Genomic DNA, 13,310 nt, shown 5'->3' on the forward strand with positions numbered 1-13,310 from the left:
TGACATTGGTCTCCCGCATGTTCAATCGGGCAACTGCAGGACCGACTTCAATTACGTATGTTACATTGCACAGCTATTGACGTATGTTCACTTGTGCACACACGCCCGAAGGATGCGACGGTGACGTCGTCAACGCCATACAGGTCAACTCCGGTGGGGCGCCACCGGTGAAGCGCGGACCGGCGCCGCTCAGACGAACGGCACGCCGTAATATTCATTCACCGCGCGCGTAGCGCCGATATCCGACCAATTCCAATCCCGCTCGCTGCCATATTTCGGCGCGCCGCGCAGCTGGCTCTCGGTCACGCCCGTGACATAGCCGCCCAGCCTCGTGTCGTATTTGAGCGACTGCCAAGGCAGCGGATAATGGTCGTTGCCGAGTCCGAGAATGCCGCCGAAGCCGAGCACGGCGTAAGACACTCGCCCGCTCTTCTTGTCGATCATCACCCGTTCGATCGAGCCGATCTTGCGTTCGTCGGAACCATAGACCGCGGTGCCCTCGACCTTGTCGCTGCCGATCAGGTTTCCGACCTCCTTCTCGTCCATCGCCATGTCAGTTCTCCATTGATCCCTTGACGCCAACGGTCGACCAAAGTCATCGTTCCTGCCGCATTGCCGCGATCGCTGCAGAGCGGAACGCCATTCAGCCTGTTGGAGGATCGCCGCGGTCGTCTGATGTCATGCCGGATCCCGGCGTCTTGTCGGCATCGTTCAATTTCGGATCACGCGTCGCTTCACGCGCATTGGACTTTCGCGAGTCGGTCTTGTGCGCGGTTTGCGCGCGCTGCTTGTCGGCCGGCTGTTCCTGCCCCTTGTTGTCCTTCACGATACCCTGATTGGAATGTGCCATTGATCATGTCCTTCTTGGCCTATGTCGTTCTTGTTTCCCTGGCTGCTTTGCTTGAAGACATGCGGGCCCCGGCGATCAATTTCGCCGAGGCCCGTCACCGGAGTGGTCCACCGCCTTTCGGGGAGCAAAGCAGCGAACGCACGGGTGTTACGCAGAGCGCCGAAGATCGTTCCTGCGGTCTTGCGCCATCCTTGGTCGCGATTTTTGGTCGCGATTTTGGGCGCGTGTTTTTTTCAGTTCGCCCGATGTCATGGGTTAACGACGCCATCCGGAGAACAAGCCTAGTATTGCTGGTTCCAGCTCGGAGACGGCATGATCAAGAAGAAGCGCAACAGGTCGCGGCCTCCCGGATCGTTCGAAAATCGCTTGCAAAAATTCGCCGAGGATTCGCGTATTGCGGCACGCAAGCTGCCGCCGGGACGGGAACGCGAAACGCTGATGAGGAAGGCCAGACAGACCGAGACCGTGATGGAAGTCAGCGAGTGGCTGACGTTCCGCAAGTAGCCGCGAGCCGCGAAGGAGAGCTGCGATGATCGAGGAACGGTTTGACTCACACACGCTCTTCGCCATGAACGCTGCGCTCGACCGCGTTTGCGCAGACGCACTTCACGGCGAGGAACACGACACTCGCCGGCGCGTTGCCAGATACATCATCAAATGCGCCAAGAGCGGCAGGACGACGCTCTCCGAGCTGACCGAAGCCGGACAGCAGGCGCTGGCCAAGGCTACCGCCGCGGCGGGATAACCGGCGCAAGTGCCCCGTTGCTCTCGGCCCTCAGCAGAGGTAGCTACGCATGCGCATTGCAATCAGCATCGGCCTGCTGGCCTTTTTGGCCGCCGTCGGCGCCTACGCCTATGAAGGCCTGACTGTGGACGCTCCGGTGCCGACCTACGGCATCGTGGTGTTCACGATCGGCATTACGCTTCTGGCTGCGGTTTGCATCGGCCTGATGGGCCTGCTGTTCTATTCCAGCCGCCGCGGCTACGAGGAGCCGCCGCACATCAAGCGGTAGTTGATGGCGAAGCAGCGCAAAGGCTTCGCCTTTGTCGCCGCGGTGACGGTGATGGATTTGCTCGCATTCAGATTTCAAGCCGCCGCCGGCGCCCGGGCGCGAATTTCCGCGATCTTGCGCTTCAGCGATGCCTGCCGCGGATCGGGCATGATGGCGGTGCGCGCTTCCGCAATGGCGCCGGCAAGGTCGGGGAGGATGAGCACGCCGTCGAAGGTCGGCTTGGCGAGCCCGTCGATGATCACGTGCCAGTCCGCGATGCCCTGGCGGTAGGGATCGCCGTAACCCTGGATCATGGTCGCGGTCTGCACGACCGCCGGGGCGGCACTCGGCTGCTTGGTCAGGCTGCGGTCGATCATGTGCAGCCAGCGCTCGACCCAGACGCGCTCCCTGGCATAGCGTCCCGAGAACAGCCGCCAGCGCTTCAGGCCCGCCTCGATCCTGAGCCGGCGAACGCTGAAGCGGTTGTTGGCGCTGAAGCGAATCGAAACCCGGCGACGCCGCCAGCCGAACTGATCCAGTACGGCGAGCACCGGATCGGCGACCACTGCAGGTAGGGCGTCGATCAACTCGTCAAGGCGAAACTTCTTGACGTCGTCGGCCGAGCGCGCCGCAAGGCCGCCCACCGCACTGACTTCGCCAAGCTTGAGCTGCGCGATGCGGATCGCGTCCTCATAGGCCATGCGCTCCGCCATCAGGCGGGCGATCTCGGCAAGCAGGGCGTCGTCGACGCCGCGGCGGCCGACGAAGCGCTTGAGCCGGTCGATATAGAGCTGGGCGTAGCTCGTGCTCTGGTAGGCGATCAACAGATCGATGGCCCTGGTGACGGCCGGCCCGAGGTGGTCCGGGCAGGCGTCGGGCAGCACCGGCGGCCCCTCGTCCTCATCGCCGATGATATCGGCAAAGAGATAGCGAAGCGAAGCCAGCAGACTGTCGTCATCCGGCACTGCGGCGCCTCCAGAACTCGTCGCGGGGCTCATGCAGATTTGGGCTCCGCGACCTGTGGGGTGGCGTGCTGCGCAAGCCGCTGCTCGAGCGTCGCGATATTCTCGAACAGGCGGGCGCTGAACAGACGCAGGAGATAGAAGCCGAACGCCGGGTTCTGGACGTAGAGCTGCTCGACCTGGTCATAGGTCACCGACAGCACCATGCCGGTCTCGACGCATTCCAGCGTCTGGGTGCGCGTGTTCGAGGGCGACAGCATGCCGAATTCGCCGACGAGGGCGCCGACCGGCAGCTCGATGCCGGACTCGACCAGGCGGAAGCGGCCACTGACGATGTAGAACATGCTGTCGGCCTTCTCGTCCTTGTAGAATAGGACTTCGCCCGCCGCGCATTTGCGCTCGGTCGTGAACGGCCTCAGCCAATCCATCGACAGATCGCTGTTGACCGATTTCTTCACGTTGCGGACCAGCTGCAGCATCTGGTGCAGACGATAGGTGTTCACTGGCAGCAACACGGCATGCAGAATCAGCGTCGCGTAATTGTGGGTCGGAATCGCGGTCGCGATCAGGATGATGTTGGTCAGGATGGCGAAGACGCGCAACGGGATCATGGTCCGCATCGACAGCGTGGCGACCACGAAGATCGAGGCGAAGAAACTGCCGGCGGCGCCGGCGTGCTCCGCGAGATGTGAGGTATCCATCGGAAACCAACCAATTTCTCAAGAAGTGAATAAGATCGCCTTATTAGTCGCTTCATTCCGGTCAAGGTCGCATCGGTGACCAGCATCCCTGATATACGGTGAAAAAGCGACGTTTTGTCCGATTTCTCACATTCGCGGGCGCAAAATCGGGCCAACATGGTTAGGCCTTTCGTCCAACAGATGCGGTCGTCTTCCCCAGCGATCATGCCGCCACGGCCTGCGCGTTGACGGCCTCTACCGGGAGAGGCACGTTGTGCCATCGGCTCCGCCGTTCGCAGGGCCTCAATTTCCAGCAGTTCACCGACAGGCAAGCTCCGTTCCGATGTCCAAGCGGCTCGTCCTTCCGGCTTTGACGCGCTTCGTTTCCGCCACCGCCGGCCGCAACATGACCACGGCGGCCTATGTCGCGGTCGCGGTCGGTGTCGCCATGATGACGCTGCTGACGGTCGCGCCGGCCCATGACGCGGCGCCGGGCTGGGTCGATGCGCTGCTGTGGGCCTGCCTTGCCTATTTCGTGTTCGAATGGCTGGTGCGGCTGCGCCACATGGGCCGGCAGGGCAAGTTCTGGTTCTATGCGCTGTCGAGCGCCGGCGTGGTCGACGCGATCGGCGCGTTGGCCGTACCGCTGGCCTTGCTGTCCGGCGTCGAGCCGAAAACCGCCTGGCTCCTCGGCGTGCTCTGGGTGCTCAAGGTGGTGCCGGGCATTCCCGGCCTGCGCCAGCTCCGGCGCGTGCTGGTGGTGGAGTCCGGGCCGCTGCTCAGCGTGCTCGTGATCTTCCTGATGGTGGTGTTCCTGGCCTCCGTCGCGGAATATTTCCTGGAGCGGGACGTCCAGCCGCAGACCTTCGGCAGCGTGCCGGCAGCGCTGTGGTGGGCGGTGGTGACGCTGACCACGACCGGCTATGGCGACGTGGTGCCGATCACCCCGCTCGGCCGCGTGGTCGCCGCCATGGTGATGATCTCGGGCCTCGGCGTGTTCGGGCTGTGGACCGGTATCCTGGCGACCGGCTTTGCCGCCGAAACCCGCCGCGACAATTTCTTGCGAACCTGGGAGACCGTCAGCAAGGTGCCGTTCTTCGCGCATCTCGGCCCGGCCGCGATCGCCGACGTCACCCAGGTGCTGCGGACCATGGATCTGCCGCCGCGCACCATGATCATCCGCAAGGACACCAATGGCGACTGCATGTATTTCGTCGCCGCCGGCGAGGTCGAGGTCGACCTGCCCGGACGCAAGGTGAAGCTTGGCGAAGGCGAGTTCTTCGGCGAGATGGCACTGCTTGGCAACGCCAAGCGCGGCGCCAGCGTAGCGACCAGCAAGGTGACCAGGCTATTGGTGCTTGACCTGGTCGATTTCCGCCTGTTGATGGCAAGGCATCCCGATCTCGCCGAAACCATCGATGCCGAGGCGAAGCGGCGCGAACGTGAGAATCAATGATGGAGACCAAGATGGCTGACGCGGCCGACACCGCCAGCGGACCCGTGCTCGAAGTCGCGGGCGCGCGCGCAACGATCCGCCTCAACCGGCCGAAGCATCTCAACCGCCTGCAGGCCGAGGACCTCGGCGAGCTGCTGAAATTGTTCGACCGGATCGAGGCTGATCCTGCGATCCGCGTGCTGGTGCTGACCGGAACCGGCCGCGCGTTTTCCGCCGGCTACGACCTCAACTCTGTGGCCGAGCGCGCGGTGAGCGCGAGCGAGCAGCAGAGCGCGGGCTCGGCGTTCGAGGTCGTGGTCAACCGCCTCGAGGATTTGAGCGTGCCGACGATCTGCCGGCTCAATGGCGGCGTCTATGGCGGCTCGACCGACCTCGCGCTCGCCTGCGACTTTCGCATCGGCGTCGATAGCGCCGAGATGTTCATGCCGGCGGCGCGGCTCGGGCTGCACTATTACAAGAGCGGCATCCAGCGCTACGTCACGCGGCTCGGCGTCGACAACGCCAAGATGCTGTTCCTGACCGCGCAAAGGATCACGGCGCCGGAGATGCTGCGGATCGGCTACCTCACCGCGATGGTGCCGCTCGACCTGCTCGACGAGGAGGTCGACAAGCTCGCGACGATCCTGGCCGGCAACGCGCCCAAGGCGATGGCCGGCATGAAGCGCGCTATCAACGAATTCGCCCGCGGCGAGCTGGATGAGGCCGCCGCCGACGCCCGTCACCGCGAGAGCATGCGCGGCGACGAGATCAAGGAAGGCATCAAGGCCTTCGCCGAGAAGCGGGCGCCGCGGTTTTAGGTCGGCGCTCCACACCACCAATTCCGTTGCCCTTGAGGAGGCCGCGATGCTCCACCCTCCCCTGGAGGGGGAGGGTCGGCTCACATGGAGCGGAGCGGAATGTGAGACGGGGTGGGGTGATCTCTCAGCACGAACGGTGCCCGAGTGGAGAGATCACCCCACCTCGGTTCGCATTGCATGCGAACCGATCCTCCCTTTCCAGGGGAGGATGAGAGCAGCCCTTCTTCACGCCCGCTTGCTCCGCATCGCGCGGACCTGCACGACCTCCGGGTCTGCGGCGAGCGCCTGGTAGCGCTTGCTGTCGACGGCGTAGAGCGCGATGCGCCCTTCGGCATCGGCATGGACGCCCCAGCCGAAACGCTTGCCGAGCGGCGAGGCGCGCATGCAAGCCTGGCCGCGCGAGAAGAACGTCTCGCGGGCGAGGCTGCACGCCTTCTTCGCCGCTTTCGCATCGAGCGCGCGGCCGGCCGCCGACGTCGCGAACACCACGTCGTCGGAGGTGTACTTGTATGGCGCGCCCGCGATCATCTGGTATTGCAGCACGGCAACCGTCGGCTGGCCATCGCGCGGCTGCGGCTCCTCGCCGCGCTGCGCCGGGCAGTCCTCCGCGACGCGGATCAGGGTGTTGAAGCAGTTGGTACTGTGCAGGACTTTCGCCATCGGCAGGATCCGTATCACACTCCGGCGGCCGCCGCATGCTGCGCCGCCATCTCGTCGTCGGCCTTCGATATCCGCTGGAAGGCCGGGCGCGCGGCGATGCGGTCGGCATGGCGGACGAACACATCCCTTTTCGGCACGATGCCGAACATCATGGTCCAAGAGAGCGCGATGCCCCAGAGGATGTCGGCCGCCGTGATCTGTTCGCCGAGCAGATAGGGCCCCTTGGCCAGCTGCGATTCCAGCGCGCCCAGCATGGTGTCGTAATCGGCATAGGGCGACTGCGTGATCGGGGCGGGCTCGCGCTGCATGAAATGGTCGATCACCGCCGGCTCGAACGAGGAGCCGTAATAGGCGATCCAGCGCAGATACGGGCCGCGGCGCGGGTCGTTCAGCGCCGGCGTCAGGCCAGCCTGCGGAAACAGATCGGCGAGATAGATGAAGATCGCGACCTGTTCGGTGACCAGCGCGTCGCCGTAGCGGATCGCCGGCACCTTGCCGAGCGGATTGATGGCGAGATAGGCGTCCTTGCGCTGCTCGCCCGCCTTCATGTTGAGAACGTGCAGATCGTAGGGCGCGCCGAGTTCCTCCAGCAGCACGCGGGTGCCGGTGGCGCGGCTCTGCGGCGAGTAATACAGCGTGACGCGGTCGGTGGTGGTGGTCATGGCGGGTCTCCTTGAGCCGTCAGGGGGCATGGCTCCTTATGACCGCCTATACCTGACATCTTGTGTCAGGTATGATTTGGCCCATGCGCGCGAGCCGGTTGTTTTCCATCCTCACCACCCTGCAGGCGCGGGGGCAGGTCACCGCGCCTGAGCTGGCGGAAGCCTGCGAGGTATCGGTGCGCACGATCTATCGCGACATCGACGCGCTCGCCGCCGCCGGCGTTCCTGTCTATGCCGACCGCGGCGCCGAGGGCGGCTATCGCCTGCTCGACGGCTATCGCGTGCGGCTCAACGGCCTGTCGCAGGGCGAGGCCGAGGCGCTGTTCATGGCCGGACTGCCGGGGCCCGCCGCCGCGCTCGGCCTCGATGCCGCGATGGCGGCGGCGCAGGCCAAGCTGATGGCGGCGCTGCCGGAGAACCTGCGGCCCAACGCGAGAGGGATGCAGCAGCGCTTTCATCTCGACGCGCCCGGCTGGTTCGGCGAGACCGAGGAGCCGAAGCATCTGCGCGCCATCGCCGGCGCCGTGCTGCGCGAGACCATGCTCGAGATCCGCTACCAGAGCTGGAAGGCCGAGAAGCGGCGCAGCGTGGCGCCGCTCGGCCTCGTGCTGAAGGGCGGCAGCTGGTATCTCGCCGGCCTTGTCGACGGCAATGTGCGCACCTATCGCGTCGCACGCGTGCTGGACTGCGCGACGCTGGAGACGCCGTTCGCGCGGCCCGCGGAGTTCGACCTCGCTGCCTATTGGCGCGCCTCGATTGAGCGGCTGGAGGCCGAGCTGCATCCGAACGAAGCCACGGTGCGGCTGTCGCCGCTCGGGCTGCAACTGTTCGATGCGCTGGCGCATCCTTACGTGAAGGCGCGTATGCGGCTCACCGATGGCGCCGACGCCGACGGCTGGCGGATCGCCGTCATGCCGGTCGGCAAGACAGTGTGGCATGCGGCAACCGAATTGCTGCGGCTCGGCGCCGAGGCCGAGGTGATCGCGCCTGCGGAGCTGCGCGAGAAGATGGCCGAGCTGGCAGGCGCGATGGCTGCGCGCTATGTCGAGGCGCCGCCGCGTCGCGCGGTCCGCCGCTAGACTAATACCGGCTGTCGGAGCTGATGACGAAGCGGTCGAAAAAATTGACCGGCAGGATCTCGAACCGGTCCAGCGTCAGCGTAATCCCGGTCACGAAGTCGACGCCCTTGATCGTGCCCTCAAGATCGATCCGGCGGCCGCGACGCAGGCCGCGGGTTTCCGGATGTTGCTCGATGTCGATATAGGCATAGATCGGATTGTCGAGCCGCGAATGGCGATGCCAGCCGCGCTGCAGGAAGCTGAATTGCAGCACCGACCCCGCACCCCAGTCGATCGCGTCGAAGAAGCGGGTCTTCCAGGCGACGGGCTGGCCCAGATAATGCGCGGCGATGAACGCGTCGCGCTCGAGCGCAGGCAGACGGTGCAGCTGCCAGCTGATCTCAGCAGGCGTCAGGGAGGCGTTATTCGCCATTTTTGTTCTTGTCGTTTCTTTGTAGCTTTTCTTGTCCTCGACGGGGGGTGAACCTTCCCGCCTTGAGGAAATTATACATCGACGAATGTGACAGTGTCTTCCACGGTCGCGCGCGACGTGCGGTAGCTATTCACCTTTTGCGCATGATCGGCATAGCCGAACGAGATACCGCAGACAACCCGGCGATCGTCGGCCAGGTTGAAATGGCGGCGGATCAGCCCGGAATGGCGCGCGATCGCCGCCTGCGGGATGGTTCCGAGCCCGAGCGCCTGCGCCGCCAGCATGAAATTCGAGACATAGCCGCCGCAGTCGATCGCACCATAGATGCCGAGCGGCTCGTTGGTGTGGATCACGGCAATGTGCGGCGCACCGAAGAAATTGTAGTTCTCCAGCGCCTGTTTTGCGTAGGCCGCCTTGTCGCCGCGCGCGATGCCGAGCGTGTTGTAGAGCTGGAAGCCGCTTTCGCGGCGGCGCTCCAGATAGACCCCGACATATTCGCGCGGCGGCGTGAAGTCGTAATCCTCGCCGAGGCCGCGCGAGGCCTCGGCATAGATCGCCTTGCGAAACCGCTCCTTGGCCTCGCCGGAGACGACCAGCACCTGCCAGGGCTGGCTGTTGCACCAGGACGCTGTGCGCTGCGCGGTCGACAGGATGTGCTCGATGACCTCGCGCGGCACTTCGCGCGGCTGGAACGCGCGCACCGAGTAGCGCTCGTTGAGCAGTTCCTCGAGCGCGCCGATGCGATCCTCGGTCGCGTAACGCGGGTCAGGTGTATTGGCGTCCATGATACCTTCCTTTTTCGTCATTCCGGGGCGATGCGAAGCATCGAACCCGGAATCTCGATCCGCAATCTCGAGATTCCGGGTTCACGCTTCGCGTGCCCCGGAATGACGATCAGTTTCTGCCCTTGGTCGGGATCTTGTTGTAGGGCACGTCCTTGTCGACGCGGATGTCCCCGGGCAGGCCCAGCACGCGCTCGGCGATGATGTTGCGCAGGATCTCGTCGGTACCGCCGGCGATGCGCATCGAGGGCGACGACAGCAGCATCTGCTGGAACTGGCCGTTGGCCTGCTCCTCATCTGTGCCGGTGAGGCTGCCCGCGGCACCTTCGAGGTCCATCGCATAGGTCGCGATATCCTGCAGCATCAGGCCGGAGACGAGCTTGCCGATGGAGTTTTCCGGCCCCGGCCGCTCGCCCTTCGACAACGCCGAGATGGCGCGGTAGCTGGTGTATTTCAGCCCGCTCGCCTTCACCGCCCAGCTCGCAAGCTTGGAGCGCACCGCCGGATCGTCGATCGCAAGACCGTCCTCCAGCATCAAATTGGAGCAGAACTCGAACATCTCGGGCACGCCGGTTGCGAGCCGCGCGCCGATCGACATGCGCTCGTTCATCAGCGTGGTGAGCGACACGCTCCAGCCCTCACCGACCGCCCCTAAGCGCTGGCTGTCCGGGATCACCACGTCGGTGAAATAGACCTCGTTGAACTCCTGCATGCCGTTGGCCTGCTTGATCGGCTTGACCTCGACGCCGGGGCTCTTCATGTCGAGGAAGAACATCGTGAGGCCCTTGTGCTTGGGCACATTCGGATCGGTGCGCGCGATCAACAGGCCGTAGTCGGAGTAATGCGCGCCTGACGTCCAGATCTTCTGGCCGTTGACGACCCAATTGTCGCCCTTCTTCTCGGCGCGGGTGCGCAGCCCGGCGACGTCGGAGCCGGCCGACGGCTCCGAGAACAGCTGGCACCAGATCTCCTCGCCGGAGGCGAGTTTGGGCAGATAGCGGCGTTTAGCCTCTTCGCTGCCCCAGGCCATCACGGTCGGGCCGCACATGCCCTCGCCGATCTGGAACGGCTGGGTCAATTTGCCGTAGACGCCCTCTTCCTGCTGCCAGATCACGCGCTCGATCGGGGTGGCGCCGCGGCCGCCATATTCCTTCGGCCAGTGCAGGCAGGCCCAGCCGCCCTCCGCCTTCTTCTTCTGCCAGGCCTTGCCGACCTCGACCATGTCGTGCCTGGCGAGCCTGATGCGGCCGAGCGAGGACTTCGAGAGCTCCTCCTCGAACTCCTTCGGCGCGTTGGCGGCGATCCAGTTGCGGGCGATGGCGCGGAACTCGGCTTCCTGCGGCGTGTCATCGAAATTCATGGCGGCTCCTTTGTTCTGTCATTCCGGGGCGATGCGCAGCATCGAACCCGGAATCTGGAGATTTGTTATGCGGCTCGAGGTTCCGGGTTCGCCGCTTCGCGCCGCCCCGGAACGACGGTTAAGCTCTTCCCCTGGTCGGGATCTTGTTGAAGGGAACGTCCTTGTCGACCCTGATGTCGCCAGGCAGGCCCAGCACGCGCTCGGCGATGATGTTGCGCATGATCTCGTCGGTGCCGCCCTCGACGCGGGTGCCCGGCGCGCGCAGCAGCATCGCCTGGAATTTGCCGGCGACCTCAGCATCCTCAATCCCGTTCAGCGCGCCGGCGGCGCCCTGCAGATCGAGCGCATAGGTCGCGACGTCCTGGATCATCGAGCCGGCGACCAGCTTGCCGATCGAATTCTCCGGTCCCGGACGCTCGCCCTTCGACAGCGCCGAGATCGCGCGCAAGCTGGTGTATTTCAGCCCGCTCGCCTTCACCGCCCAGTTCGCAAGTTTGGAGCGCACCGCGCGGTTCTCGATCGCCGGGCCATCCTCCAGCATCAGGCTGTTGCAGAAGTCGAACAGTTCGGGGAAGCCGGTGGCGACGCCGGCGCCGATCGACATGCGCTCGTTCATCAGCGTGGTCAGCGACACGTTCCAGCCGTCGTTGACATTGCCGAGCCGCTGCGAGTCCGGAATGCGCACGTCGGTGAAATAGACCTCATTGAAGTCGGAGGCGCCACTCGCCTGCTTGATCGGCCTGACCTCGACGCCCGGGCTCTTCATGTCCAGGAAGAACATGGTGAGGCCCTTGTGCTTGGGCACGGTCGGATCGGTGCGGGTGAGCAGGATGCCGTAGTCGGAATAATGCGCGCCTGAGGTCCAGATCTTCTGGCCGTTGATCACCCACTCGTCGCCGTGCCTCTCGGCGCGGGTGCGCAGGCCGGCGACGTCGGAGCCGCCGGCCGGCTCGGAGAACAGCTGGCACCAGATCTTCTCGCCGGAGGCGAGCGGCGGCAGATATGTGCGCTTCTGCTCCTCGCCGGCGAACGCCATCATGGTCGGGCCGCACATGCCGTGGCCGATGATGAACATCGAACTGAGGCGGCCGAACGGCCCCTCCTCCTGTTGCCAGATCACGCGCTCGATCGGCGAGGCGCCGCGGCCGCCATACTCCTTCGGCCAGTGCAGGCAGGCCCAGCCGGCATCGGCCTTCTTCTTCTGCCAGGCCTTTGCGACCTCGAGGATGTTGGCGCGCTTGAGCGCGACGCGGCCGAGCGAGGCCTTGCGCAGTTCGTCCTCATATTGCTTCGGCGCATTGGCCGCGATCCAGGCTTTCGCCTCGGCGCGGAATGCGGCCTCCTGCGGGGTGTCGTCGAAATTCATGGTGGCTTTCTTTCCGTCATTCCGGGGCGATGCGGAGCATCGAACCCGGAATCTCGATTCCCAACCTCTGGATTCCGGGTTCGCGCTACGCGCGCCCCGGAATGACGAATCGTAGCTTTACGCCGCGTTCTTCTTGCGCATGCGATCGATCAGCGCGTCTTCCCAATAGGACAGGCTGCCGAGACCGAGCGCCACCGCATTGGCGCGGCGATAGTACATGTGGCAGTCGAACTCCCAGGTGAAGCCCATGCCGCCATGGACCTGGATGTTGTTCTTGGCGCAGTGCTGGAACGCCTGCGTCGCGCTGATGCGCGCGGCGGCGGCGGCTTCCGGCAATTCCCCGGCATTGGTCGAGAGTGCCCAGGCCCCGTAATAGCAGTTCGAGCGCGCCAAGGTCGCCGACACGTACATGTCGGCCAGCATGTGCTTGACCGCCTGGAACGAGCCGATCGGACGGCCGAACGCGATACGGTCGAGCGCATAGTCGCGGCCCATCTCCAGCGCGCGGTCGGCGCCGCCGACCTGCTCGAACGCCGTCAACACGGCCGCGCGATCGAGCACCTGGGAGATCACGCTCCAGCCCTCGCCGGCCGCGCCGAGCGGCTCGGCCTTCGCGTCCTTGAAGGTGAATTCGGCCTGACCGCGGGTCAGGTCGATGTTGGTGAGCGACTTGACCTCGACGCCGCCGGCCTTGAGATCGACGATGAACAGGGAAATATCGGACTCGCGTCCGCTCGAGCCGGTGCGCGCGGCGACAACGGCGAAATCGGCAATCGCGCCATCCGGCACCGGCTTCTTGACGCCGTTGAGCACGCCGCCATTGGCCGTCACCTTGATCGCCTTCGGCGACGGGTTGCCCTTGCCTTCGAACAGCGCCAGCGTGCCGATGGCTTCGCCCGCGGCGATCTTCGGCAGCCACTTCTGCTTCTGCGCGTCACTGCCTGCGAGCAGGATCGCTTCGGCGGCGAGATAGACGGTGGAGGAGAACGGCACCGGCGCCAGCGCGCGGCCCATTTCCTCCGCGATCACGCAGAGCTCGAGATGGCCGGCGCCCGCGCCGCCGAACTGTTCCGGGATCGCGACGCCGAGGAAGCCCATCTCGGCGAGGCCCTTCCACAACGCCTTGTCGTAAGGCGCCTTGCCGTCGAGCACCTCGCGCACGGCCTTCGGCGGGCACTGTTCGCTGAGGAATTTCCGCGCCTCGTCGCGCATCTGCTTCTGTTCGTCGGAGAAATCGAAATTCATGGCGCTT

Annotated in this window: 17 protein-coding genes; 6 read left to right on the top strand and 11 right to left on the bottom strand. The window is 65.0% G+C overall.

The features are described 5' to 3' along the window. Positions 1 to 189: 189 nt before the first annotated feature. Both E2I15_RS26975 and E2I15_RS26980 read right to left on the bottom strand, forming a co-directional pair. On the bottom strand, positions 190 to 552 hold the full coding sequence (locus E2I15_RS26975; protein ID WP_028339100.1) for a PRC-barrel domain-containing protein: 363 nt from the start codon (positions 550 to 552) through the stop codon (positions 190 to 192). 91 nt (positions 553 to 643) lie between these two features. Further along, a complete protein-coding gene (locus tag E2I15_RS26980; RefSeq protein WP_137481054.1) occupies positions 644 to 850 on the bottom strand; it encodes a hypothetical protein in 207 nt (68 codons plus the stop codon). A gap of 312 nt (positions 851 to 1,162) precedes the next feature. On the opposite strand from E2I15_RS26980, the gene E2I15_RS26985 reads away from it, so the two are divergent. Genes E2I15_RS26985 through E2I15_RS26995 form a run of 3 tightly spaced genes read left to right on the top strand, consistent with a single transcriptional unit; the run spans position 1,163 to position 1,863 of the window. Then, positions 1,163 to 1,354, top strand: coding sequence for a hypothetical protein (locus tag E2I15_RS26985; protein WP_069280375.1), 192 nt, complete (start codon positions 1,163 to 1,165; stop codon positions 1,352 to 1,354). Between the two features lie 25 nt (positions 1,355 to 1,379). Beyond that, positions 1,380 to 1,595 carry a hypothetical protein gene (locus E2I15_RS26990; RefSeq protein WP_069280376.1) on the top strand — a complete coding sequence of 72 codons (216 nt, stop codon included), beginning with the start codon at positions 1,380 to 1,382 and terminating at the stop codon, positions 1,593 to 1,595. A gap of 49 nt (positions 1,596 to 1,644) precedes the next feature. Then, positions 1,645 to 1,863, top strand: a complete 219-nt coding sequence (locus E2I15_RS26995; protein ID WP_137481053.1) for a hypothetical protein — start codon at positions 1,645 to 1,647, stop codon at positions 1,861 to 1,863. 74 nt (positions 1,864 to 1,937) lie between these two features. Here E2I15_RS26995 and E2I15_RS27000 read toward each other — a convergent pair whose 3' ends face one another. Both E2I15_RS27000 and E2I15_RS27005 read right to left on the bottom strand, forming a co-directional pair. After that, positions 1,938 to 2,807, bottom strand: a complete 870-nt coding sequence (locus E2I15_RS27000) for a DUF6537 domain-containing protein (protein WP_137481052.1) — start codon at positions 2,805 to 2,807, stop codon at positions 1,938 to 1,940. A 29-nt stretch (positions 2,808 to 2,836) separates the two neighbouring features. Then, a complete protein-coding gene (locus tag E2I15_RS27005; protein ID WP_137481051.1) occupies positions 2,837 to 3,505 on the bottom strand; it encodes a Crp/Fnr family transcriptional regulator in 669 nt (222 codons plus the stop codon). A 322-nt stretch (positions 3,506 to 3,827) separates the two neighbouring features. On the opposite strand from E2I15_RS27005, the gene E2I15_RS27010 reads away from it, so the two are divergent. Both E2I15_RS27010 and E2I15_RS27015 read left to right on the top strand, forming a co-directional pair. Next, the gene (locus E2I15_RS27010; RefSeq protein WP_137481050.1) at positions 3,828 to 4,940 is read left to right on the top strand and encodes a cyclic nucleotide-gated ion channel; all 1,113 of its coding nucleotides are present in this window, start codon (positions 3,828 to 3,830) and stop codon (positions 4,938 to 4,940) included. An 11-nt stretch (positions 4,941 to 4,951) separates the two neighbouring features. Beyond that, entirely contained in the window at positions 4,952 to 5,737 is a 786-nt protein-coding gene (locus E2I15_RS27015; protein WP_137481049.1) for an enoyl-CoA hydratase/isomerase family protein, read from the top strand. Positions 5,738 to 5,962: 225 nt separating this feature from the next. Here E2I15_RS27015 and E2I15_RS27020 read toward each other — a convergent pair whose 3' ends face one another. Together E2I15_RS27020 and E2I15_RS27025 are read right to left on the bottom strand one after the other, a co-directional pair. Continuing rightward, positions 5,963 to 6,397: a DUF6157 family protein gene (locus tag E2I15_RS27020; RefSeq protein ID WP_137481048.1), complete on the bottom strand. Its 435-nt coding sequence runs from the start codon at positions 6,395 to 6,397 to the stop codon at positions 5,963 to 5,965. A gap of 14 nt (positions 6,398 to 6,411) precedes the next feature. Further along, the gene (locus E2I15_RS27025; protein ID WP_137481047.1) at positions 6,412 to 7,059 is read right to left on the bottom strand and encodes a glutathione S-transferase family protein; all 648 of its coding nucleotides are present in this window, start codon (positions 7,057 to 7,059) and stop codon (positions 6,412 to 6,414) included. An 83-nt stretch (positions 7,060 to 7,142) separates the two neighbouring features. Between E2I15_RS27025 and E2I15_RS27030 the strand changes: the two genes are divergently transcribed. Then, positions 7,143 to 8,138 carry a helix-turn-helix transcriptional regulator gene (locus tag E2I15_RS27030; protein WP_137481046.1) on the top strand — a complete coding sequence of 332 codons (996 nt, stop codon included), beginning with the start codon at positions 7,143 to 7,145 and terminating at the stop codon, positions 8,136 to 8,138. A gap of 1 nt (position 8,139) precedes the next feature. On the opposite strand, the gene E2I15_RS27035 is transcribed toward E2I15_RS27030, so the two are convergent. From E2I15_RS27035 to E2I15_RS27055, 5 genes are all read right to left on the bottom strand, one after another. After that, entirely contained in the window at positions 8,140 to 8,550 is a 411-nt protein-coding gene (locus tag E2I15_RS27035) for a hypothetical protein (protein ID WP_137481045.1), read from the bottom strand. A 71-nt stretch (positions 8,551 to 8,621) separates the two neighbouring features. Further along, the gene (locus E2I15_RS27040; RefSeq protein WP_137481044.1) at positions 8,622 to 9,335 is read right to left on the bottom strand and encodes a nitroreductase; all 714 of its coding nucleotides are present in this window, start codon (positions 9,333 to 9,335) and stop codon (positions 8,622 to 8,624) included. A gap of 109 nt (positions 9,336 to 9,444) precedes the next feature. Next, positions 9,445 to 10,692, bottom strand: coding sequence for an acyl-CoA dehydrogenase (locus E2I15_RS27045; RefSeq protein WP_137481043.1), 1,248 nt, complete (start codon positions 10,690 to 10,692; stop codon positions 9,445 to 9,447). 118 nt (positions 10,693 to 10,810) lie between these two features. Then, on the bottom strand, positions 10,811 to 12,058 hold the full coding sequence (locus E2I15_RS27050) for an acyl-CoA dehydrogenase (RefSeq protein WP_137481042.1): 1,248 nt from the start codon (positions 12,056 to 12,058) through the stop codon (positions 10,811 to 10,813). Positions 12,059 to 12,175: 117 nt separating this feature from the next. Beyond that, complete coding sequence (locus E2I15_RS27055; protein ID WP_137481041.1) at positions 12,176 to 13,303, bottom strand: acyl-CoA dehydrogenase family protein; 1,128 nt, start codon at positions 13,301 to 13,303, stop codon at positions 12,176 to 12,178. Positions 13,304 to 13,310 lie beyond the last annotated feature (7 nt).

The sequence above is a fragment of the Bradyrhizobium sp. BR2003 genome (assembly GCF_009720285.1).
Lineage (GTDB): Bacteria > Pseudomonadota > Alphaproteobacteria > Rhizobiales > Xanthobacteraceae > Bradyrhizobium > Bradyrhizobium elkanii.